Source organism: Amycolatopsis oliviviridis, assembly GCF_014654365.1.
Lineage (GTDB): Bacteria > Actinomycetota > Actinomycetes > Mycobacteriales > Pseudonocardiaceae > Amycolatopsis > Amycolatopsis oliviviridis.
This window is the reverse complement of the sequence record NZ_BNAY01000007.1, coordinates 350180-376699: the sequence shown is the minus strand read 5'-3', so window position 1 is coordinate 376699 and position 26520 is coordinate 350180. Positions and strand designations below refer to the sequence as shown.

Sequence of the window (26520 nt, the reverse complement as noted above, 5' to 3'; positions counted from 1 at the left end):
CGCGACCGGTCCGCGCTGGTAGGCGGCCGTGGTCTCGACGCCGCCGCTGATGATGTCCGGAGCTTCGGCGGAGACACCGAATGAGGCCTCCGGTCCCCGCTGCCTCTTGGTGCCGCTGGTCAGCACCGTCTGGGTGCCTTCGGCGCCGGAGAAGAGGTGCTCCAGCTCGCGGTCGACGACCCGCGGGTTGCCGTAGACCGTGCTCAACGTGGCAGTCCCGATCAGGTCACGGCCACCCAAGCCGAGCTCGCCGCCGTCGTTGTACTGCTCCAGTCGCAACTGGTCCGACGGACCGGCGGCCAGCCCCAACCTGCCTTGCCGTGATGGCCAGCTCGCCCACTTTTCGAGCGCCTGCTGGGAAGCCGACGGGCTGGCCTCGCCTTCGGCACGCTGTGCCAGTGGAGCTGGCTCCGAACCCAGTGCGACGCGCTTGGCCACCGAGGACGCCTTGCCGCGGGCGCCCTCCGCCGACGGCGGGGTAAGCATTTCCGTGGCCGTCGAAGTCAGCTTGCGCACCGGGGCGACCGAATCCAGGTCGTAGCGCGAAGGCAGCGCACCGGGCCGCATCGAGGACACGAGGCCCGACCGGAGCGGATCCTCGTCCATCCAGCCCGTTTCCTCGGCCACCGGGACCTGGTCGAGTTCGACGCCGATCCCTGACCGCGCGGCGACCGCGATCGACACCCGCCCCGGGATCTCCGTGTCGTACTCGGGTTCCACCGGGCCGGCCTGCCCGGCCGTGGCCGGTTTCTCGTTGCGCCACCGCATCGGCGGCTCCAGGTGCTGCCAGTCCACCCCGAGCCTGGCCTCGATCCGGACCGGGAAGCGGTAAAGGTGGATATCGCCTTCGCCGGACCACGCGCGTTCATGTTCCACGGTCTTGGCGATGATTCCGCCGCGTTCCTTGCCCGAGGCCAGCGCGAGCGCCCCGCTGAGGGAGACCGGTCCGGCCTCACCCTCGACCGAGACGGCGATCTTCTTCTCGCGGGAGCGCTGGCTTTCCACCTGCTCGTTGTCGGTGGTCTTGATCAGGCCTTCGAGTTCCCTGGTGGGCACCGGGCCGAGATGCACTCCCGCCCCGGAGTCGACGACACCGCTGAGGAACAGGTCCTTTTCCGCGCCCTCCAACGGGAAACGGATGCCGTCCCCGCCGTCGAGCATCGGCCGGGGCTCATCCCTTCGGAGGACGGTGATCAGCTGGTCCTTGACCCGTCCGGCCTTGTCCTCCGGGATCACGCCGTCTTCGGCGAGCCGATGCACGAGCCGGCCCGCGAGGTCGGCCACGGTCTGCTCGCTGAGCCGCCACACACTGCGCAGGTAGTCGGGAACCTCGGCGTGGGTGAGCCCGGCCGGGCCCCGTGAATCGGAGTTCGCCCTGCTGCCGGCGTTGGTCGACAAATCGGTGTCGGGATCCGCCTCGTCGGCCGCGGTCAGGCGCGCGGCGCCCTTGACCCAGAAGGCCACCTTCGGGACCTCGTGGCGGTGGACCAGTTTCCGGAAGTGGCGGCCGGTCTCGTCCTCGTCCTGGTGGGCGGACTGGTCGGGCTCCGCCGCCGAGACGGTGAAGGTGAAGTTGACGTCGTAACCTTCACCGCTGCCGGTGGACCGTTCGTTCAGTTCCCGCACCAGGCCGGCGAGGCGCTGTTCGGATTCCTCCGCTGTCCGGCCGTAGGAGACCGAAACGCCGAGCTTGCCGCCCACGAGCCCGAGGATGTCCTCCCCGATGCCCACGGACACCTCTCCGCCCCAGCCCTGGTTGCCGCGGTGCTCGGCGCCGTGGGTGTCGGTGGTGCTCAGCTTCCGGCCCACGCTCTGCTGGACCCGGCCGACGTACTTCGCCACCGCGTCGTTGTCGAGCTGTTTCCCGAGGACGATCTCCACCGGCCGCTTGTACTTGCGGAACAGGAACTCCTTGCGGGCCAGCCCACCGGTCAGCAGATCGACGCCGTGTTCCATGGCGATCGTGTCGAGCCAGCGGTCCAGGACGGTGACTTCCGGATCGGTCCGGTCGAGGCCCAGCTGGAGACAGATCTGGTCGAACAGCGGCGACAACCCGGCGAGTACCACGTGCTTGATCGCCTTGCGCGCCTGCCGGAAAGCGTTGTGGTGCTCGGCGCGCTGCTTCGGCGTCGCGTCGTGCGCGATCTGCGGATAGGACAACGGCAGGGAACGACCGCTCGGACCCGCGCCCGCCTGATGCAGCGGCCATTCCAGCCGCATCCGCACCGGCACCTCCCGCGTCTCGGCGGCCCGGTCCCTGTGCAACAACCGCCCTTGCTGCGGCCGCACCACGATCCGATGCACCACCTCGTGCTCCGACTGGCTGACCGGGCCCTGGCCGCGGACGTCGACCGACCTGCGCACCTCGCCGGCGGCTCGCATCCGGGTGGTCGACTCGGTCCCGACGCCCTTCACGGCACCGCCGACGGTGACCGGGCCGATCGGCGCGCTCTGCTGGGTCGGGTTGACCGGCGTCCGGGTCGCCTCGTGAACGGTCTCGGTCAGGACCGGCTCGCTCTGGTGCTCCCGCGTCTGCTCGCCGGTGCCGTCGACGGCGTCGGTGGCGGCGCCGATCCGGATCACCTGGACCTCGACCTCGAAGTCCCGGTCCGCGTCGTGGATCGCTTCGAGGGTCCGCTCGAACTGCCGGAGCTCCGAATCCGGGAACTTCTCGTCGATCCACGGCTGCCAGTCCTCGCGCTTCTCCCCGAGCGCGGCCAGCTGCTCGAGCGCCGAGTCGCGCACGGCGGCGAAGTCGACGTCGCCGACCACGGAAGGACGATCGAGCCGCGCCTGGTCCGCGAGCTCCTGCGCCGCCCGGATCACCGGATCCGACGACATGACCGGGGCTCCTTCGTGCACCGTCGACGACGGCGCCACCGACACCGAACGGGATCGCCAGCCGGAGGCCGACCGCGAACGCCGCGTCCGCAGTTCTCCCGAACCGGCCCGGCCACGTTCCTGACGTCCGCTGCGGTTCGTCTCGACGGACGTCCGCAGGGACGGCGCCAGGTGCCGCGGCTCGTCCAGGTCATAGCGGTGAGGCGCGTCGAGGGGGAAGGTCTCGTCGTAGGCCGACGGCATCGTCCACGGCTCCGGGTGCCCGGAGTCCGCCGGGAGATCCTCCAGCCAGCCCGGCTCGACCTCCTCGAAGACCGGCAGGCCGAAGTCATCGTAGCGGATGTCGCCGACCTGGACGGCCTTGTCCGGGCCTTCGAGGCCGAACCACACCTTGCCCGCAGGCCGCAGCGTCCTCGTGCCGAACGCGGCGCGCACGCCCAGGGCGAATCCGGCCGCGTCGTTGACATCGCAGGTGAACAAGCGCACCACATCGGTGCCGTCCCAGCCGCCCTCCCGCAGCGCCTCACCCACCAGCGCCACGTCACGCATCGTGTCGTCCAGCACCACCACGGCGAACTCACCGTCCACCCGCGGCAGATACCCCGCCGCCACGGCCACCTCGGACGTCGGATCGCCCACCACGACACCGGAACGAATCCGCGTCACCCAGCCGGTGACGAAAGTTCCTTCGAAAACGCCCAGCGGTTCGAAGGCGGTGCCGCCCTCGTACGGGCCAGGCCGCGACAGAGCCCGGCGCTGACCCCGCTCCTGCTCGGCCTCCTCCCGGCGTCCAGGCGAGACATCACGGAGGGCGGTCCCGAGGACCGGATCCTCGACTTGGTCGAAATCGAGCGCGCCAAGGCCGAAGGCGTCGAAGAGGCTTCCGGATCCGTAGATCTGGTCGATCAGGTCCAGTTCCGCCTGGCCGTACGAGTCCTGATACGCGAAGCCGAATACGTGCTCGTTCTCCAACGACGCGGCGAAATCGGCGAACTCCTGCGAATAGTCGATCGTGGGGACGACCGGCTCCACGTCCCCGGGCACCGTATCCGCCACCGGCGGCGAATCATCCGGTACCGGGCTCACGACCATCTCGTCGAGGACGTCCGGCGATGCGGATCGACCGCGAGCCAATAGGTCCACTGTGGACTGGTTGTCCGCCGGAACCTCGGTGATGCGGAGATCCACCCCCGGCGCCCAGGTTTGCTCATGCCCCGTCGCCGAGTTCGTCAGCCTGAACTCGACATGGTCGCGAAGGAACCTGTCGAGTTCTCCAGGTACTGTCCCGCGCAGCCGCCGGAGCCCCCCGTTGCCCAGCGCGGCCCGCATGACGGTCGCCAGCTGTGTCGATCGTTCGACCGAGGAGCGCGAGCTCGTCGCGACGTACTCGACGACGAGTGTGGGGGCCTGGCCGTCCTCTGCCGCCAGCACGTGCTCGGCGAACGTCTGGACCCGCCACGCGATCTGCTGCTTCATCGCTTCGGACAGCTCGTCCGAGATCGGCAGCTTCCGGTCGCCGCTTGCCGCCGCGGCCGACCAGCCGAGGAAAGCACCTTCCCACGTGACCGAAGACCGCACCTGTTCCTCGGTCCGCAACGGCGTCGGCAGCACCATCACCTCGACGGCCGAGTCGAGTCCCCTGCCTTTCACCGGCACCGAGGTGAACCTCCAGCCGGCGGTGTCCGTGCCCCGGTCCCGCAGCAGTTCCCGCAACCGGGTCTCGACGAACCTCTCCACCTCGCCCTGGTGTTTCGTCTCCCTGGCCACCAAGGTCATGCGGACGTGGATGTCCGGCATCGACGCGCCGGTCCTCAGGCCGGTCCATTGACGCGCCAGCTCATCGGTGAACGCACCGAGCCGGTCAAGGTCATCGTTTTCGGCCAGTGACACGGACGGCGTCTTCGCTTTCTCCGTGATCGCGAGCTCGGCCGACCAGGAGGGAAGCACCAGGCGCACCGGACGGGCCACCTCCACGCCCGGAGCCACCGGGCGTGCCTCCCCGTCATCCACGACGATCCGCGCCACCGCGGTCCCGCGCGGCCAGAGTTTCTCCGCCGCGGATCCGGCGTCCTGGAAGTCGACCGCCACCCGGTCGCCCGCGTGGTCTTCGAAGACTCGCTCCGCCAGCGACTTCAGGTAGTTCCTGCGAGCCGCCGCCAGGATGGGGCTCTCCGGCGCCGCCACCAGCGCCACCGACACGCGGACCCGGCCCACGCCCTCGCCTCGTTCGACGGCGGTCGCCTGCTCCGCGGCGTCCTGCAGCATCTGCCGCAATCCCCACTCCGCGCCCGGAGACAGCGACACCTCACCCGGTTCGAACTCCACGTCCAGCGCGCGGGCCGCCCGGTGGCCCACCACCGACCAGGCCTGTTCGGGCCGCAGCCACACATCCAGCCCGCCGTGCCGGCCGCCCACCGCGGATTCGCGGACCACCACGGAGACCAGTTGGTCGGGATAGGCCTCCGGACCCGCCGCGGCGCGCAGCCGATCCACCACGAACGACTTGGCCGCCTGCCGCAACGCCGGCAAACCGGCTGTCCTCGGCAGGTGCTTCTTGTACCTCACGACGCGCAGTTCCCGCGGTGGCAGGCCCTGCGCGGCGCGCCGCCGTGCCTGCGCGACGAATCTTTCGGCCCAGGAGCGGAGATCGGCCGCGTCCATGCCGGCAAGGACGATCTCGCCACGGTCGGTGAACCGCGCACTCCACTGGCGGCCCGGAACGCCGGGCTCCTGCCGCCGCGCCCACGCGGCACCGGTCAGCTGATCGCCCACCCATGGCACCACGTCGTAGCGGACACTGCTCGTGGCCGCGGCGGCGGGCCTCGCGAACGCCGCCCCGCCGGTGGCCGTCGGGTTCTCACCGATGGTGACCCGCAGGACGGACTTTCCGTCCTGCCGCTTACGGCCCCGGGTGATCAACACCTCGGGGTCGGCGATCGTGCCGTTCGCCCGTGCGTAGGTCAGCGCGGTGTCGATCAGCTCTCGCAGGTAGGCCGTCCTCGCGGTGCTGAGCTCCGCACTGTCGTACCGCGTTTCGTGCGTGGTCATGGTGATCTTCTCGACCGTGCCGTCCCGGCCGATCGCGCGGGCGAAAGCTCCCTCGAGCATCTGCCGCACCGCCCACAGCGCGGCGTCACGGAGTTCCCCGCGTCCCCAGACGAACTCTTCCTCGAGCACCCGGGCGTCCCGGTAGTCGCCTGAAGTCCACCCGGGATGCGGATCAGGGAGAACCTCGACGACGAACCCGGCCGCCGACTGGCCGAGATACGGGCTGCGGGGCCCGAGGTAGCTGACGACGGGCAGCGTCAGACCGAGATCGCCCGTGGTCAGATCATCGGCGACGACGCCGGTGCGGTGCGCATGCTTCAGCGCTGCGTCGAAGGCCGCTTTGAGAACGGCGGAAACCGAAGCGTTGTGCCCGGCGTCGTCGTTGTTGTGCCTCATGACCGTGTTCCCGGCCACGAACGAGGCGCGGATGTCCAGTGGGCGGCGCTGCTGGTCGCGGAGCCGGACCGACAACTCGGCCAGCTTGCCGAAGGCCGCCTCGAGCGCCGTCCGGTCCTGCAGGTGGACGCCAGCCCAGCCACTGGTCTGGGTGATCGACCACACCTGGTTCACCGCACCGTCCGGATAGCTCTCCGGCAGCAGGGCACCGTCGTCCACGAAGGTGACACGACCTTGTGCTTCGTTCGCCTGCGTGACGCCGAAGTAGCGGACTCGCACCCGCGGTGAGAACGCGGCCGTGTCGAGCGATTCCCGTTCGCCTGCCGGGAGCTTCTCGGCGAAATCGGCCATGCCTCCGGCGACCACGTCTTCGAATTGCTTCAGCCATTCCTCGCGACTCTCCAGCGTGTCGGAGGTGAACGGATTGAGCTCCACCACGATCGTCCGCGGTGGACGCCGCTCCGCCCACGCACGAGCGGCCTCGCCCTCCACGAAGAGTCGCAGCCGCTTTCCGTACGCCGCGGGCAGGCGTCCGGGGAGTCTCGGGACAGCGGAGAGGTCCAGCGACGGCAGATCGCGGTAGTGCCCGGCGGACCTCCCGCCGCCGGGCCGGCGGATCAGGTCCAGCCTCATCGGTCCCTTGACGACCTTGAGCACCGGAGTGAGGGCGATGTCCTGGCCGCCGAGCAGGTCCCGCACCTGTTCGATGAGCTTCGCCAGCTTGGCCCGCTGCGGAGTGATCTCCTTGTGGGTGGACACGGTGAGGACGAGGCGCAGATCGTCGTCCGTCGTCCACGTCTCGGTGTCGCGCACCGTGCGCAGTGAGTCCGAAGCCGCCTCCGGGAGCACCTTGGCGACCCCTTGGGCCTCCAAGCGGGCCGTCCACAACAGGCCCGGGTCGACCGGCTCGGGCCGCAGCGCGGCCCACAGATGCAAGATCCTGTTGACCGTCATCGGCTGATCGCCGGCCAGCTCTTTGACGAAGCTCGCCGTGAAGGGCTTGCCAGTGGCCGGATTCGGGAAGTCCTTCATGCCCAGGATCCAGGCGCTGAAGAGCCGCGCGGTGGGACCGGTCACCTTTCCGCCGTCGACCTGAGGTCCGTACTCCGGCGGCAGTTCACCAGCGGCCAGGAACCGCTCGAACGCCGCCCGCCAGGTCTGGGGTGACCGGGTGTCGCCCGATGCGGGCGGACGCCAGTTCCGCAGCTGTTCGACCGCGAGGTTCTCTTCGTCTGCGACCTCCGGAAGAGCCCCCACCGGAGCTTCCGCGACGTCTTGCCCGACCGCGGCCGGCGAGGCCGGTCGCTTGGGAGCGCGCGGCTTGCTCCACTCCCGCAGTGTCGCGGGCTTGACCACTTCGGGACCCGCGAGCGCGGCCACCCTGGCCGCGACAGGCTGGCTGGCACCGTTGCTGGCCCATTCGGCCAGCACACCCAGCGCCCAGTCCTTGACCAGCTGCGCCCGCGGCCCGGCCAGCCGCCCGCCCACGGGCTCGTATCCCCGAGGGAGGTTCCCCGCCGCCAGCTCCCGCTCGTAACGCTCACGCCAGGTCCGCGCCTCGTCCCCGTCCGTGGGGCGCCAGGTCCGCAGCTCCTCCACCACGCGGTTCTGTTCAGCGGCGACCTCCTCCGAGATCTCCTGTGGGCCCTGCCGGTCCGCCTCGGCGGGCGGATCGTGCCGTTTCCGGGCACGTGGCTTCACCCAGTCCCGGAGCGTTCCGGTTTTGACCATGCCGGGACCGGCCAACTCGGCCACCCTCGACGCCGTGGACAGGTGGACCCCGTCGGCGTCCCACTCGGCCAGCACACCCAGCGCCCAGTCCTTGACCAGCTGCGCCAGCCGGCCGGTGAGGCGTCCGCGCACGGGCTTGTAACCGATGGGGAGAGTGCCCGCCGCCAGCTCGCGTTCGTAGCGCTCACGCCAGGTCCGGGCCTCGTCCCCGTCCGACGGGCGCCAAGCGCGCAAGGCCACCTCGGCGGCGCTGGGCTCGGCAGCGGTGTCCGACGGGGCGAGGTGCTCCGCCTCTGACAGGTCGTACCGGTCGGGAGCGTCGGCGGGGAAAGCCGTGTCGTAGGAGGAAATCAGCGACCGAGGCTCCGGATGCCCGGCGTCCGCCGGGAGATCCTCCGCCCAGCCCTGCTCGATCTCCTCGAAGTACGGGCGGCCGAAGGCGTCCCAGTGGACCTCACCCACCTGCGCGGCCTTGGCCGCACCCTCCAGGCCGAACCACACCTTCCCCACCGGACGCAGAGTCCTCGCGCCGAACGCCTCCCGTACCCCCAGCGCGAATTCCGCCAGACCGTTGACATCGCAAGTGAACAGCCGGACCACGTCGGTGCCGTTCCAGCCACCCGACTCCAGCGCCTCGCCCACCAACGCCACATCACGCATCGTGTCGTCGAGCACCACGACCGCGAATTCACCGTCCACGACGGGCAGGTACCTCGCCGCTCCCGCCACCGTGGACGACGGGTCGCCCACCAGCACTCCCGACCGGATCCGCGAGACCCAGGCGCTGACGGCGTCGCCCTCAAGGAGGCCCAGAGGCTCCGGATCGAGTTCACCGAGGTACTCGTCCGGCCGCGAGAACGCCCGGCTTCGCCGCCGGGCCTGCTCGGCGTCCGCCCTGCGCCCCGGAGATACTCCACGGCGTCCTTCCTCGGCCGTCCCCGGATCCAGGGGCGCGAGGAACTCGGGGCCTTCCGGCCCGAACTCGTCGAAGAGCCCGGCCGAGCCGTACAGCTCGTCGAGCAAAGCGAAATTGACGGTCCCGTAACCGGAGTACTCCCCGGAGACCTGCCCCGTCCAGTCACCGTCGAGGGTGTTCACCGAGGCGGCGAAGTCCTCAGCCAGACGCCCGTAGTCGACGTACCCCGGCTCGGCGAGTGGGCTCGCGCCGCCCATGACCACGTCCGCGGCCTGGTGCTCACCTGGCAGGAGACCGCCCAGAACCGGGCTGTCCGCGGTATCCGTCGCGACACCGGCAGACGCTTCACCCGGCCGGGAGACGTCACCCGTCCGCAAGTCCCCCCGAGTGGAACGGGCTGCGAACGCGGCATCCCGCACGTCCGCCGTGAGAGCGGCGTCCAGTTCCGGAACCAGGTCTGCTGGGACCTCCAGCAGGCGGACGTCCTGCCCCGGGGTGTCCCACTCGTAGGCGGACCGGAACCGGAAGTGGGTGGCGATGAAGCCGTCCAGGTCCTTCGGAACGCCGGGCATCCGGCTCAATGCCCTCCGGATCGCCGAGCGCATCGTGCCGATGTGGTCGTGCAGCTTCTTTTCATACTGCACGGCCATTTCGACCACGATCAACGGCTTGTCCTGCGCGCGCATCGCCCGGCCGGCGTGCTCCCTCACCCATCCCTTCAGCTGACGTTCCACGGCGGGAGGCAGTTCGTGCAGTTCGGGGCGGTAGCTCTTGTCCGCCTTGATCACCTTGCCGAGAGAGCTCCCTTCCCACCACGGGAGCTCGATGATCTGCCGCTCGGTCACCAAAGGGGTCGGCACGACCATGACCGACACCTGAGGTGTCAGGAGTGAGAGCGACAGCTGAGCGGACTCGCCGAACTCCCAGCCCGTCGCGTTCACCCCGTGCGCGCGCAGCCGCTCCCGCAACCGCTCCGCCACGAAGCCGAGCTGCGCGTCCTTGTGCTTGATGGCCGTCTTGGGCCCCTTCAAGCGGATCCTGACGTCCGGCATCATCGTGCCCGCAGGCACGGTTTTCCACCGCGCGGCGAGGCCGCGGGCGAACTCGTCCAGTCCGGCGGCATCCCGATCGCGAAGCGAAACCTGCGCGTGCTCCTCCACCGTCCCGCGCGCTCTCTTGCGCACCGGCTCGACTTTCAGCTCTCCGCTCCACGGCGCGAGCACCAGGCGCGTCGGCCCCGGAACCACGACACCGTCCGGCACCGCCGGTGCCCGTACCTCCTCGGCCACCACCGAGGCGACCGCCATGCCCGTCGGCCAGTCAGCGACCTCCTGGGCACGCGCGGCCACGGTGACCAGGTCACCGAGCACCTCGCCGGCCAGCCGGGTCAAGGAGCCGACCCGCCAGGCGTTGGTCTCCTGCTCACCGGGACCCGTCAGCACCTCGATCGACACCGTGACGCCGTGGCGTTCCTCGCCGCTCCGCACCCGATCGGCGAGACCTTCGAGCAGCCAGCGAAGCCTGGACTCGAACGCCGGTGCCAGGTCCACCCCGTCCGGTTCGAAGGCGAGGTCCAGCATCCGAGCCTCGCGATACCCCGCGATGGTGCCGGCGGGATCGGGCCGCAGCCAGAGTTCCACGCCTGCCCGGTGCACCTTGCGCGCACGCACGGTCGCCGACACCACCGGCGCCGGGTATCCCTCGGGAAGCGTCGCACCTGCCCTCTCCAGTGCTTCGGAGAGCAGCTTCCCGAAACGATCTACTTCGTTCGCCGCGATGCGGGGCCAGTCCTGGCGTTTCCCCGTGAGAGTCGTGAAGTGGACGACCTCGAGGTGGAACGGCTCGCGACCCTCGTTCGCGCGAACGAGCACCAGCGGAACGAGATCGTCCGCCCACTTCGTCAGGGAGGCAGGGACCTCATCCGTGTTCGAGAGCGCGCCCCGCCACTGCAGTCCGGCCGTCCCCGGTGCCTGCCGGAGGTTCTGGAGGATCTCCTCCTCCGCCGCCTTCTTCTTCAGAACCTGGTACCGGCCGACCCTGGTCACCCTCAGGTCGCCCGCGTCCTGGTTGTACACCTCGGCCTCGCCGCCGAACGCGAGGCGGAGCGTCGAAAGGCCTTTCGCCTTCGCCTCGGTCACGACGACGCGGAGCGTCGGCGCGGTGACGACCATCCCGTCCGGGAGGGTGCCGTTCCGCGCGGCTTCCGCCTGGGCGCGGGCGATCGCGTCGTGCAGGAAGCCGGACAGGTACTCGCGCCGCTGCGGAACCAGGACGTTGGATTCACGACTCACGAACTCCACCGTGATCGGCTCCAGTTCGCCGGTCGTGAGCCCGGCCGCCTCCGCGGCCTTCACGGCACGGGAGAACGCCCCGGCGACAGCCTGCCGCACCTGCCACTCCGCGGCCCCGACCAGCTTCACGACACCGTCCACAAAGGCCAGATCAGCCAGCTCGCGGGCATCGCGGTAGTCGGCGGCCGTCCAGTCGGGACGCCGGTCGGGATGCACGGTGAGCGACATCCGGCTCTGCGCGTTCTTCGCGGCCTGCTCGCTCCTGGTGAAAGTGTTCTTGCCCACGGCGAAGGACAAACCCAGGGCAGCCGAGGCGGTTTCTTCGGGCAGACCGCTCTCGAGGTGCTTCACCGCCTCGGCGAGCTGACGGCTCACGTGCCGGCCGACCGTCGTCATCGCGTCGCCGACCGCGGCCTTCTCGCTGGGGATCTGCGCGGAATAGTGTGCGGTGACCCGGAAATCACGCGGCGCCAGCCCCGCCCTGTAGCGCGCGAGAGCTTCCGCGGCGAATCCGGAGGCCCACGCCGCGAGCCGGGACTCGTCCCGTTCGTACAGGCCTTGTTTGGCGCTCGTCAGGCCGGTGGCCCACATCTCCTTCCCCGCTGTGCGGGCTTCGCTGCCGACGGTGAACCGCACGGGGGCACCCGTGATGCTCGCCCGCCCCCTGTAGAGGACAGACAGGTCCGGCACGAGGTCGGCGGAGGGACGCCCCTCGTTCACCCCTTCGGTGACCAAGCGGGCGAAGTACGCCTCACGTGCGGCTTGAGCGGCGTCGGTGTCGTTGCGCAGGAAGGCGACCTCGACCGTGAACCGCGGCAGTTCGCCGCCTCGCGCACGTTCGGCCGCTCCCGCCGCCATCAGGCGGACCCGGTCCGCGTGCGCGTGGGGTAGCTCGTTGACGCCTTTGAGGAGCGTCACGTCGAGCTGCTGGAGACCCCGGTAATGCTCCGGCGTACGGGCTTCCGCGTGCAGGACCAGTTCCAGACGGAGCTTGCCGGACGGGTCCTTCTCCAGCGCCGTCGAGATCTTCGGATCCGTCGAGCCGCCGAAACCGAGCGCTGCGAGCACCGTGGACTGGGCGCCGGCCAACCTGACCAGCGCGGCTTCCCTCTGCCCGTCGGTCATGCGGGGGACGTACAGGACCAGGCGAAGGTCCACCGGCTCGAGCCCTTGGGCCCGGCGTGCCGACTGTTCCGCTCGGACCGCCTCGGCCACACCCGCCAGCCGGTTCAGGTCGGCTTCCTGCACTTCGTGCTTCCCACGAACGGCGAAGTGACCTTCCCACAGCGTCGTCGGCGCTGCCGAAGTGTCCGCGGTCCGCTTCTGGCGCTCACGCAACAGCTCCTTCACCCACGCCTTGGTGACCGAAAAGCCGCCCAGCTTCGGGATGTCCGCCGCCGTGACGGCGTGGCCGGTACCCGGGTCGGTGGTCCCCGCCAGTCCTCCGACCCATGCCTTGAACAGGTCCCAGGCCGGTCCGGTGCGACGCCCCTGGCCGGCCGGCATCGAGTACCGCGATGGCAACGAAGGCAGCGCCTCCGCCAGCCGGTCCCGCCAGGTCTGTGACCCGTCCCAAACCGGCGGCCAGGTGCGCAGGCTTTCCACCAGGGCGTCCACATCCTCATCGGCCACTGGTTCTGTGAGCACAGCGCCGGCACGGGAACTCTCTCCCGGCCGCGCGGCGCCGTCCGGGCGCACGCCACCGGGCAGGGCGGGGTCGGACGAGGTCCGCAGCGTCCCGAGTCCGGTCGCCAGCTGGAGCGCCAGAGCGTGCGCATCGCCTTCGTGCAGACCACGCACCAGGTATGCGGCCAGGACGTCCTTGATGTCGCTGTTGAGCCGCACCGCCTCCCGCTGTTCCGGAGCGGGCTCCTCGATCCACACCGGAACCCGGTGGTATCGCGACACCAGCGCCGTCGCCCGCTCGACCGCGTCCCCTGCCTCGTCCTCGGACTTCTTGCCGAGCGAGGTGCGAGCGCGCTCGGCCGCATCGCTCACCCAGGCCTCCGTTTCGCGACGCGTCCGCGGGACCCGGGGCGGCTCGACCTCGGCCGGCGCCGGCGTCATCGTTTCCAGCACGACAGCCAGTCCGCGAGCCAATGCGAACGCGGACACCTGGTCCCCGCCTCGCAGCAGGAAGTCCGCGATCACGTTCTTCAGCTGGAAGTTCGTCCGCAGCTCCGCGAGCGCGTAGTCGGTGGGGGCATTGAGGTCTTCGACCTTCGGAGCACGGTGATACAGCCAGACGATCCGCTCGGCCTCGGCCACCTTGCCCTGGGGGAATTCGTCGGACAGCTCTTCGAACCGGGCGAAAGCCTGTTCACCTTCAGTGATCACCCACTGCTGTGCCCCTTCGCGGTCCCGCGGGTACACCGGCACGGCCGGTGCCTCGGTCCACACGGGATCCGGGCTGTCGGCCTCGTCGGCTTGCGGCCGCGAGGCCGCACGGGCCCGGCGCCTCGCCTGTTCGGCATCGCCCGCCCGTCCCGGCGAAATCTCCCGCGACGCTCCGGAGAACGGCTCGAAGGCGGTGAACTCGAACGGATCCCGGCCCTCGTCCAGGGCGGCCAGATTGCGCAGGAACTCGTCGTCCTCCGCCCAGACAGCCTGACCGTCGGCGGAGAAGCCGAAGTGCCCTTCGGAAAGCCAATGAGCGTCGTCGACCGGCGTCGGCGTGCGGTACTCCGGCTCCGGGGCGATCTCCACGATGCGCAGTTCGGCGCGCCGGAGGCCCTTGTCGGTCGTGTACAGCCGGAACGGGAAGTGCTGCTCGACGAACCGATCGGAATCCCCGATCCCCGGCAGATCCTCGATGGCCCTGCGCACCGCGGACCGCACTTCGCCTTCCCTGATCCGCAACTGCATCGCCTTGTTGGCGGTGATGTCGATCAAGACCGAAGGAGCCGGCTCCCCGGTCGCGGAAAGCACCTTGCGCGCGTGCTCGCGCACCCGCTCCCGCAGCTGGGCTTCCGTCTCCGGCGAGAGGTCGTTGGTCCTGGTCCGGACCATCCCGGCCCGCGACACGGCGACCTTGGCGACGAAATCGCCTTCCCACCAAGTGGAGGCCTTCACCTGAGTGTCGGTCATCAACGGCGTCGGCTGCACCGCGACGACCACTTGCGAAACAGGCTCCGTGGTCGTGAAGAGACTCTCGGCGAACTTCCACGATCCGGCGTCGACCCCGTTGTGGAGCAGCCGGTCCCTCAGCCATTCCGACACCTTGTCGAACACGTCGTCCTCGTGCCGCTTTTCCTGGCGCGGCAGCAGGGCGTGGATCTCCACGACCGGTGGCCTCGTGCCCTCGGCCATGCCGCGCCATTGCGCCGCGAGGCGGCCCACGAACTCGTCCAGACCGGCCCGGGCCCTTGAGCCGAGCAGCCTGACGTCCGCCGGTGCGCGTTCGTCGAATCGTCGCGTTGCCGCGAGCTGTTCGTTCGGGCGCTTCCGCCTGGCCTCGATGCCGAGATCACCGGTCCACGACGGCACCACCGGCCGGGTGTGCCCCGGCACGGTGACACCGGCGGGTGCCTCGCCCGGCGTCCCGTCACCGACGACCACCGACGCGGCAGCGGTTCCGGCGGACCAGGTGCCGTCCTCCCGCGAGGTGACCCGGACGTCCGTCGCCTCGAAGAACTCGCCGGCCAGCCTGAACAGATAGTCCGCGCGCCGGTCGTTGGACGACGCCTCGTCAGGCGAGGAAACGATCGTGAAGGACACCTCGGTGCCCGGCGCGGGGTGCTGACGGGCGGCACCGGACAGCAGCTGCCGCAGCCGCCACTGGACCGCCGGTGCCGGCTCCGTCTGCCCCTGGTCGAACGGCACGTCGAGAGCACGCGCCGCCTGATAGCCCTCGGCGGCCTCCTCCGGGCCGGACCGCAGCCACAGCTGCCAGTCGCGGCGCTTGACACCGGTCGCCAGTACCACGGAAAGCAACGGCCCGGTGGCGTCCACCAAACTCTCGAGTCCGTCCGGCCCCGCCGCCTCTTCGAGCGCGTTCATCACCGTCGCCCGGGCGGCTTCGCGCAGCCGGACCCTGCCGCCGGGGTCGGACGGCAGCTGGTGCAGGAAGCGGACGAGGTGCAGATCGAGCGGCTCCACACCGCGTTCGTTCCGCTCCCGCATCATCGGCAGGATTGCCTCGGCCCACTCGCGGAGGCCTTGGACATCGGCGGTGCGCAGCTTGCCGGTCTGGTACTCGCCCCACCACTGCAGTCCAGGAGCGCCCGCCGCACGCACCAGCGGCTGCCACATCTCGCGAACGGTGTCCGTCTTGGTCCCGGTGGACCGCACCTCGCCGAGAGAATCGACCCTGGCGTGCGCGACGGTGTGGTCGCCGACCGGCCGCCCCTTGCCACGCTCGACCGTCACCACGGGCGGGCGCGGTTTCCCACGGCCGACCCGGATCTGCCGCGAGGCCTCGCGGGCGAAGCCCTCGACCAGGTCTCGCAGGTACGTCGCCCGGGCATCGGTCACGATGCTCTGCTCGCTGACCATCTTGTCGACGGTGATCACGATCGGGTCCACCGCGGCGGTCCCGAAGGCGGCATGCTCCGCCGCGCGCTGGACGGCTCCCGTGACCAGCTGCCGCAGCTCCCACTCGGCCGCGTCGACCAGCCGCGCCTGGCCCGGCACGAACTCCAGGCCTTCCAGTTCCGTGGCGGCCCGGTAGTCGGACTGCTTCCAGCCGGGACGCGGATCCGGCTGCACGGTCAGCGAGTAGCCGACCATCGCGTCCTTCGCCGCCTCGCCATGGGCGATACGCCTCCCCACGGGGAAGGTGTAGCCGAGATCCGCCGCGCGTTCCGGCCGGACGGCCGCCAGCGACCGGGTGAAGTACTCCTGCACCAGGGTCCGAACGGCTTCGTTCACCTTCGAGGAATCGGCGTTCTGGATGTCCTTCAACAGGAAACGGATGTCCAGAGGACGCTCTTGGCCTTCGAGACGCCGGACGACCATCGGCACGACCTCGTCGGCCCACGCCGCCAGCCTCGTCCGGTCGTCCTCGAAAACGCCGGCCTTCGCGCTCACGACCGGAACCGACCACTGTCCAGTGGGCGGACGGCGCCCGGCTTCGCCGACCTCGACGTGCACCGGGATCTCGCGCTCCGCCCGGTTTCCGAGGTAGGTGACCGCCACCGTCGGAGCGCCCGCGGCCGCCCCTTCCTCGACCAGCCGCGTGAAGTACGCCGCCCGCGCTGCCCGGCCGGCGTCGGAGTCGACCCGCAAGGGCCGGAGGGAGAAGCTGAACGTGGGAAGTTCGCGTCCATCCGCGGCCGCACGCCCCGCCGCACCCTCGGCCATCGAGCGGATCCGGTCCTCGTCCACCGCCGACAACGTGTCCAGCACCGAGTACAAGGTCACCTCGACCGAGGTCAGCTCCCGGTGGGCCGCCTGCGACGACTCCGCAGGGCCGGTGTGCCGTTCCAGTTCGAGTCGCTGCTCACCTGAGAACTTGGGAACCAGCACCGGGGTGATCCGCGGCCGCTCGCCCGTCTGCGCCGCCGCGTCAAGGATCTCCGTCAGGGCGCCAAGCGCCTCGTTCAGCTTCATCTTGGCCGCGGCGATCCGGTCCGGCTTGTTCGCCGAAGTCCGCAACACCAGGCGCAGGTCTTCGCGGAGCAGGCCGTCCTCGAGCCGGCTCCCGTCCCGCGCGACGATGTCCGTCGCCACATCGTCGGCGAAGGTCCGCAGGTCCTCATCCCGCAGCCGGCCCGAGCGCACGGTGACGAACGTGCCCTCCCACAGTTTCACCGGTCCGTCCGCGGCGCGCTCGGCAGCGGCCTCGGGCACGACCGCCGGCTCAGGGGCGTCTCGGTCCGTTTCCCTGGCCGCGCGCCACCACAGGTTCACCGCCCGGTCCGTGACCTCACCGCCCAGGAGCTTCGCCACCGACGGAGCGCTGATTTCCTTGCCGGTGCGCGGATCCACAGTGCCGCGCAGCCCCAGGGCCCAGGCCTTGCGCAGGTCGGCGACGGCTCCCGTCAGCTTCCGGCCCGGCCGTGGCACCACGTAGGCCGTCGGAAGCTGTTCCCGCACCCGCTCGAGCTCGTCGTGCCACGTCTGCGAACCGTCCCACTGGGACGGACGCCAGGTACGCAATCCTTCCGCCACGACATTCTCGTCACCGCGCGAGCTTTCGCCCGCGGGAGCGAGCCGGGTTCGGCGCGCTCCGCCGGGCAGAGTCGGGGCAGCCGCGGTCCGCTGGGTTCCGAGCTTCGCGGCCAGCTCCATCGCCAACGCGTGCGCGTCACCCTCATGCAGACCACGGACCAGATACGACGCGAGAAGGTCCTTCACATCGTTGTTGAGCCGCACATTCTCCACTTGCTCCGGAGCAGGCTCCTCGATCCACACGGGAACCCGGTGGTACCGCGACACCAACGCCGTCGCTCGCTCCAACGCCGACTCAGCGACCTCCGCCGACCGCTTACCCAACGTGGTCCGAGCACGACCAGCCGCATCGCGAACCCACTCCGCGGCATCGTCACGCGTCGCCGGAATCTCCGGCAAGTCCACATCGGACAGTGGAGATTTCAGTTCCTCCAGCGCCACCGCCAGACCACGCGACAACCCCAGCGCCGACACCTCATCCCCACCACGGACGAGGAAATCAGCGACCACGTTCTTCACATGAAGATTCGTCTCCAGCGCAGCCAGTTCCGCATCGGTCAACGCCTCCAGAGACGCGGCCACCGGAACCCGGTGATACAGATCCACCAACCGCTGCGCGTCACCGATGACTCCCTGGACCGTGTCCAGCCCCGCACGCTGGAACTGCCCCAGTACACGTTCGCCCTCGGCGACCACCCACTGCCGCGCACCGGCACGGTCCCGCGGGAACACCGGCACCACAGGCGCGTCAGCCCGCGACTCCGGACTTTCCGGCGCCATCGGCCTCGACACCGCCCGAGCACGCCGCCTCGCCTGCTCAGCCTCACCCGCACGCCCCGGCGAAATCCCCCGCACCGACTCCTGTCCGAAGAACCGCTCGAAATCTCCGAGATCGAGCACCCCCAGGTCTTCGCCGAACGCGTCCAGGTTCCGCCAGAAGTCGTCGTCCTCGGCCCAAGCAGGCTGTCCCTCGGCCGAGAAACCGAACTGGCTCGGCGAGAGGAAGTTCGCCTCCGCGACCGGCAGCGGGTCCCTGTCGAAGACCGGCGTCCCCGGCTGACCGGGTTCCGGAACCGAGGCTTTGGACACCACACGAGATTCGCCGTCCGTCAGCGTCTCGGCGACCTCCGGCGTGATCTCCGCGATCCGCAGTTCGGCCCGCCTGGACGCCTGGCCGTCGGCGAAGAAACGGAACCTGAAGTGCTCGTCGAGGAAGCGGTCCGAGTTCCCGACACCTTGCAGACCGTCGAGCGCCTTGCGTACCGCGGACCGCACTTCCCCCTCACGTGCCGACCGTTGCGCCGAGTTGTGCGAGTCGATGTCGACAAGCATCAGCGATCCCGGCCGCCCCCCTCGCGAAAGCACGACGTTCCGCGCGAACTCGCGCACCCGGACACCGATCTGCGCCCTGCTCTCCGGGTCGAGATCGTTGGTGTTCACGCGGATCGCGCCGGTGTCGCCGACCGCGAACCTGGTACCGAAGTCACCTTCCCAGTAGGTGGCCGCCTTCAGCTGTGCCTCGGTCACCAGCGGGGCCGGCGAAACCGCCACGACCACCAGCGGGTCGCCGGCTTGCCGTGAGGACAGGATCTCGGTGAATTCCCACGATCCGGCATCGACCCCGTTGCGACGCAACGCGTCCCGCAGCCACCCCGACACCGAATCCATCACGTCGTCTTCGTACTTGAGATCCGCCCAAGAGAGAATCGTCTGGATCCGGACGACAAAAGACCTCGTCCCCGCCACACCACGCCACTGGATCGCGAGCCGGGCCGCGAGCTCATCCAGACGCGCCCTGGCACGGGTGTCGAACAAGGTCACCTCGGCAGGAGCACGTTCGTCCCGCCGCCGCGCGTCCGCCAGAGTCCGGTTGCGCTGCTTCCGCAACGGAGTGATCGAAAGTTCGGCGGTCCACGACGGAACCACCAACCGGCTACGCCCCGGCACCGTCACTCCGGAAGGAACCTCGCCCGGGGTCCCGTCCCCCACGACGACCGAAGCCACCGCAGTCCCTTGCGGCCAAGTGCTCTCTTCCCGCGAGTCGACCAGGGCCTCCGCACCCGCGAACTCTTCGGCAATGAGCCGCGACAGGTACTCCGCACGCCCACCGTTCACCGGCGCCTCATCCGGCGACGACATCAGCGCCAAGGACACCGGTACCCCGGCGTCATCGCCCCGGTACCGCTGAGCCGCCCCCGCCAGTACCTGCCGCAGACGCCACTCCACCGCCGGAGCCAGCTCGGTCTGACCCCGCTCGAACACCACGTCCAGCGTGCCCGCGGCCCGGTATCCCTCGGCCTGACCGTCCTGGCCCGGACGCAACCACAACTGCCAATCACGACGCGCGTGGCCGGTCGCCAGCCTCGCCGAAACCAGTGGCGCCGCCGCACCCACCAGTCGCTCCGAACCCGCGGCCGTCTCCAGCGCGCTCGTCACCACGGCCCGGGCCTGCTCGACCAACCGGGCCCGGTGGTCCAGGTTCTTCGGCAACGAGGACAGGTGCCTGACCAGCTGCAGGTCCAGCGGCTCCAGAGCACGTTCGGCCCGGGCCCGGAGCAACGGAACGATCGCCGCGGCCCACTCACGAACGGCCTGAGCGTCCGCCTTCACCAGGTCGCCTTGGACGGCTTCGCCGAACCATTGCAGTCCGGGATGCCCTGCCTCCCGCACCAAAGGCACCAACATCGACCTGATCATCTCCGGCGTGGTCTTGTGGTCGGACCACTCGGCCTCCGCGGAGGAGACCGTCACCCGCGCGACAGTGGTGGTGTTGGTGGCCCTTCCCCTGGCGACCTGGACCGTCACCACCGGCGGTTCGAGCTTCGTACCCTCACCGGCGAACCGGCCCAGTGCCTCACCCACGAAGCCTGCGGCAGATTCACGCAGGTACTTCAAGCGCGCGTCGGTCAACGCGACCGCCTCGCTCGACGGCTTGTCGAGCAGGATCGTGATCGGCTCCACCGTGCCGCCAAAGGCATTCTCCGCCGCACGCTCGACGGTCCCGATGACCAGCTGCCGCAGATCCCATGCCGACGCGTCGACCAGACGCGGGGTGTTCGGCACGAATTCCAGACCGTCCAGCTCACGAACGGCCCGATACTCCGGCAGCCCCCAGCCAGAATGCGGCTCCGGATGAACGGACAGCGAGAATCCCGGCCGCATACCCTTCGCGGCTTCGTCCTTGGTGATCTTCCGCCAGCCCACCGGCAGGGTGTAGCCGAGCCGCGCCAGGTCGGCATTTCCCTGCCGACTGCCCCAAGCGGCGCCCAAAGAGCGGAGGAACTGATCCTCCACCTGGGCGCGCGCCGTTCCGAGTGCGTCTCGATCGTCGGTGTAGTGGGCTGTCAGGACGACGATTCTCATGTCGAGCGGACGTTCGCCGCGATCGAAGCGCCGCAGTACCGACGGCATGATCCCGTCGGCCCACGCCGCCAACCGCGCACGGTCCTCGGCGAAGATCCCGGCCCGGGCACTCGGAACCGACACCGACCACTGCTCGGTGAGATCGACGGGAGCGACATCGCCGACCTCGACCCGGACGGCGATTTCCCGCTCTCCCCGGCTGCCGAGGTAACGGACATCCACCCTCGGTGCGAGGTCCGCCGGATCCGCCACGCCGGCGGTGCCTTCGGCGACCAGCCGGGCGAAATACCTCTCCCGCTCCGCACGGGTGACGTCGGTATCGGCTCGTGATGGCTTGAGCGAGAAGGTGAATCCCGGCAGCCCGCTCCCCGCCGCGACAGCGCGCCTCGCCACCCCCTCGGCCATCAGGCGCACCCGGTCCTCGTCCACCACCGGCAGCGCGTTCATCACCGAGTTCAGCGTCACGTCCACCGAGGTCGAATCCCGATACGCGGCCAGCGGCGAACCGGCCGGATCCTGGTACCGCACCAGCTCCAGCCTCTGCCCACCGCCCGCCTTCGGCGCCAGCACCGGCGTGACCCTGATTTCCCGGCCGTCCACACCCGCGGCCGCCACCGCCTCGCCGACGATCCCCATCAGCAAGTCATGATGACCGCCCAGCTTCGGCAGGAAGGTTTTGACCGCCTCGGCCAGGTGCGCCTGGGTATGAAGGATCAGCCGCAGATCGTCGCGGAGCAACCCGCTCGCGCTCCGCTCACGCTCCCGCGCGACGATCCACTCCCCAACACCATCACGAAGAGCGCGTAAGTCGTCTTCCTTCAAGCGGTCGGTCGCCCGGGCCGTGACCCGGACCTGCCACAGGATTTCGGGCGCGTCGGTGGCACGTTCGGCCGACACCGTCGTGTCCGGCACCGTTCCCGGGGCGGGCCGCCACCAGTTGACCATCGTCCGTCGCCCCAGGTCGCCACCCCCCAGCCGCGCCACGGCGGCAGCCGAAATCTGCTTACCGGTGGCGATATCCACCGTCCCCCGCATCGCCAGAGCCCACGACTTCCGCAGCTCGGCCACGGGGCCGGTCAGTTTCTCGCCGGCGGGCGGCACTTCGTAACCCTGCGGCAGCTGGTCGCGCACCCGCTCCAACGCGTCCCGCCACGTCTCCGAACCGTCCCAAGTGGACGGACGCCACGTCCGCAACCCCTCCAGCACCACGTCCTCGCCACTACGCGAACTTTCACCGGCCCGAGCGGGCGCTTCCTCATCCGCGCCACCGGGCAGGACCGAAGTCCGCTGAGTCCCGAGCCTCATCGCCAATTCGAGCGCCAGTGCCTGCGCGTCACCCTCATGCGCACCGCGCGACAAGAACGCCGTCAGAACATCCTTGACGTCGTCGTTGAGGCGAACGGCTTCCCGCTGTCCGGCAGCGGGCTCCTCGATCCACACCGGAACCCGGTGATACCGAGACACCAACGCCGTCGCCCGCGCCAACTCGGCCTCGACGACCTCAGCGGGCCTCTTCCCGAGCCAAGCACGGCCTCGCTCCGCCGCGTCACGAACCCACGCCACGGCCTCGTCACGCGACACCGGAATCTCCGGCAAGTCCACATCGGACAGTGAGGAGGCCTGCGTGTCCAGCACGATCGCGAGTTTCCGCGAGAGCTTCATGGCCGACAGCCGGTCGCCGCCCCGCCACAGGAAGCCGGCGACCACGTTCTTGACGTGGAAGTTCGTTTCCAGCTCCGCGAGCTCACCGGAAGTGAGGCTCGTCGGATCCGCTGCCCGCGGGGTCCGGTGATACTGCCAGACGATCCGGACGGCGTCCTCGATGTGGCCGTTGACCGTGTCCTCGGCCGTGGTCGCGAACGAGGCCCTGACACGTTCGCCCTCGACGAGCACCCACTGGCGTGCCCCTTCCAGGTCCCCGGGGAACACCGGTACCGCGGGCGTCGTAGGCGTCTTCGGGGCGGTCTTCCTGCGCAACGGAGAACCGTCGTCTTCGGCCGTTTCCCTGGCCGCGGAACGTCCTCGCTGCCTGGCCTGATCCGCCTCCGCGGCCAGTTCGGGCGTGATCCCGCGCAGGCCGGGGAGCGGTTCGAGATCGTCGAAGCCGAGATCGAGCGAGTTCCAGGTGGCTTGCAGTCCCTCCATGAACTCGTCACCGTCGGACCAAGCGGGCAGGCCGTCGGTGGTGAAGCTCTGCTGACCGGTCGCACCCGAGGACTCCTCGCCGAACGAGCCGACCCGCACAAAGCCTGCCTCGAACTCCTCCATGAGGTCTCGGACGATGTCCGGAACCGTGGCATCCGGCACCTCAACGTCCGGAGCGGGGGCATCCGGAAGCATGCCGGTCGGCGACGGCGCTTCCCGCGGAGCCTCTTCGGCTTCCACCTGGGGCGTCGTCTCACCCTCGGCCTCGTCCAGGGCGGGTGGACCGGCGAGCTCCAGCACCTCGGGCGAGCCCGCCACACGTTCGTCACTCTCCGCGGGCGCGGCGCCACCGGCCATGGCCGCGGCGGCTTCCGGCGTGATCTCGGCGAGGCTCAGATCCGCTCGCTTCAGCGCCTTGTCGGCCAACATGGCGCGGAACCTGACGTGCCGGTCGAGAAAGCGGTCGCGATCCTCGATGCTCCGGACACCGGCCAGCGCGTCACGCACCGCTTCCCGCACCACCGCGTCGCGTGCGGACACCTGCGCCGCCACGTACCCGGCGGTATCGACCAGCAGCAGTGGCGTCGAGCCTTCCTCGCCGACGAGCACCTTCTCCGCGAACGCACGCACACGGATCTCGAGCTGGGCCTTGGCCGCCGGCGAGAGTTCATTGGTCGTGCCCCGGGACGGGCCGGTCCTGGTCATGGCGAACTTCGCGGCGAAGTCACCTTCCCACCAGGTGGCCGTGGCCACCTGGTCGTCGGTCACCAACCGCGACGGCTGCACGGACACGAGCACCTGCGCCACCGGGTCGCGGCTTATGGAGAGCGACTCCGCGAACTTCCACGTCCTGGTGTCGACCCCGTTGCGGCGCAACCGGTCCTGCACCCAGGCCGTCGCCGTGTCCAGCACGTCGTCCTCGTGCTTCATCTCACGGTGGGTCAGCACGGCCTGGATCTGGACGACCGGTGGCCTGGTGCCCGCGGCCACACCACGCCACTGCGCCGCGATCCGGGCCACCATCTCGTCCAGGTCGGCCTCGTCGGGGGGCCGGAACAAGGAGACGGCCGCCGGAGCACGTTCCTCTTGGCGCCGGGTCACGGTCAGGGCGGGACCACGCGACTTCTTCAGCGGCTCGATCGAGAGGTCGGCGGTCCACGACGGCACCACCAGACGACCGCGTGCCGGAAGGCTCACCCCGGCGGCCACTTCGGCCGGAGTCCCGTCGCCCACGACCACCGAGGCGACGGTCGTCCCCTGCGGCCAGATGCGGTCCTCCTGCGACTCGAATCGGACGTCCGCCCCCGGGAAGGCCTCACCCGTGAGCCTCGACAGGTGCTCCTCTCGTCTGCTGTTCAACGACGCCTCGTCGCGGGAGGCGACCACGGTGAAGGAGACCGGCACTCCGGCGCCGTCTCCTCGGTGTTGCTCGGCGGCGCCGGACAGCATCTGCCTCAGACGCCACTCCACCACCGGGGACAGTTCCGCCTGCCCCCGCTCGAAGGCCAGGTCCAAGGACCGTGCCGCCCGGTATCCCTCGGCAGAACCGTCCTGGCCCGGCCGCAGCCACAGGTGCCAGTCTCGGCGAGCGAAGCCGCTCGCCCACGCCACCGAGACCAGCGGCGCCGAGGTACCCTCCAGTTCCTCCGTACCCGCGGCCTCCGCCAGCACGCTCAGCACGACGGCCCGGCTCTCCTCGATCACGCGAGCGCGAGACTCGGCGTCATCCGGCTGCTGGCGCAGGAACCGGACGAGCCGAAGGTCCAGCGGTTCCAGACCGCGTGCGCCCCGCTCCCGCAGCACGGGCACGATCGCCACGGCCCATTCACGAAGAGCGACCAGGTCTTCGCTGACCAGGACACCTCTGAAGTACTCACCCAGCCACTGCAGGCCGGGACTGCCGGCTTCGCGCACCAGAGGCCTCAAGGTCGCCTTGGAGTGGCCTGCTGCGGTCCTCTCGGCAGCCGGTGTGGGGGCCGCGGACGACGCGTCGGCGGAGACCTTGACCCGGGCCACGGTGTGGCCGGCCATCCTCCCCTTGCCCAGTCTCACCGTGACCGCGGGCAGGGCGAGCTCCGTACCGCTCAGCTCGAACCGTCGTAGGGCCTCCCGTGCGGCACCTTCGACGAGTTCCGTCAGGTACCTTGTCCGCGCGTCGGTCAGGGACCTCATCTCGGCGGTCACCTTGTCGATGAGCACCGTGATCGGCTCAGCCGAGCCGGTGCGGCCGGCAGTGCCGTTTGCCGCCCGTTCGACGACGCCGGTGACCAATTGCCGCAGGTCCCACTCGGAGGCGTCGACCAGACGTGCCTCACCGGGCACGAAGGCCAGCTCGTCCAGAGCGCGGGCGGCCCGGTAGTCGGACGCTCGCCATCCGGGACGCGGGTCCGGCTGAACGGTCAGCGAGTAACCCGCCAACGCTCCCTTGGCTGCCTCGCTCTGGGGGATCCGCAGAGTTCCCAGCGCGAAGGTGTACCCGAGATCCGCAGCGGTCCGCTCCCCCGCCGGCAATGCCGCGGTGAAGTACTCGTTCACCACCGCGCTCACGGCGGCGTCCGGATACACCTCTTTTCTGCTGCTGGTGTCCTTGCGGACGAACCGGATGTCCAGCGGGCGCTCCCCGCTCTCATGACGGCGGAGTGCCTGCGGCGCGATCTCTCCCGCCCAGGCGGCCAGCGCCGACCGGTCGCTTTCGAAGACGTCCGCCAGCGCGCTCATGACCGGAACCGACCACTCCGCGATCGCCCCGGCGCGCACGCTTTCCTCGACCGAAACCTTGACCGGCACCTCGCGGTCCGCCCGGCCACCGCCGTAGCGGACGTCCACTCCGGGCGGTTGCCCGGCCGACGCCACCGTGGCGGCGCCTTCCGCGACCAGCCGGGTGAGGTACGCCGCGCGCTCAGCGCGGAGGGCGTCGGAATCGGTCCGCAACGGCTTGAGCGTGAACGTGAAGGACGGCAGGCCACGTCCCTCGTCGGCCGCGCGCCGTGCCGCGCCTTCAGCCATCGCTCGGATCCGGTCTTCGTCGACCACCGGCAGCGCGTTCGTCAGGGCGTAGAGGGTCACGTCCGCTGATGTCGAACTCCGGTGGTGCGCCACGGACGAGTCCCCGGAATCCGGGTATCGCAGCAACTCGAAGCGTGTCCGGGCCTTCCGCTGGGGCAGGAGGACGGGGGTGACCTTCAGATCCCGGCCCGCGAGGTCCGCGGCCGCCTCCGCCGCGGCAAGCGTGTCCATCAAGCCGCTGTGCGCCTTGTCCAGCCTGACCTTGGCAGCGGCGATGGAACTCGCGTTCTGGGCCGCGGTATGCAGGACCAGCCGCAGGTCCTCGCGCAGGAGCCCGCCCGCGCTTCGGTCCGTCTCCCGCGCGACGATCTCCGCCGCCACCTCGGCACGCAGGGCACGCAGATCCTCGTCGTGCAAGAAGGTGGGCGCCTTGGTGTCGACCCTTCCTTCCCACAACGTCGTGGCACCCGGAACCCCGTCGTTCTCGCCGGTGTCCCTGGCCGACAGCCACCACGCGGCGGGGATCCGGTTCGGCATGTCCGCCCCGGCGAGCTTCGCCACCGCCACACCACGGACCTCTCGGCCGGTGCTCAGATCCAGGGTCCCCTGCATGCCGAGAACCCACGACTTCCGCAGCTCGGCCACGGCACCGGTCGGTTTCTCGCCGGCGGT

1 protein-coding gene (running past one end of the window) is annotated in these 26520 nt (G+C 70.1%); it reads right to left on the bottom strand.

The window, feature by feature from the left end; genetic code table 11:
• A protein-coding gene (locus IE302_RS29410; protein WP_191257672.1) for a glycosyltransferase family 32 protein crosses the window boundary here: on the bottom strand, window positions 1-26493 show its 5' portion. Its footprint begins 19140 nt before the window's first position; only the first 26493 of its 45633 coding nucleotides appear in the window; it begins with the start codon at window positions 26491-26493; the stop codon falls past the left edge of the window.
• Between the last annotated feature and the right edge of the window lie 27 nt (window positions 26494-26520).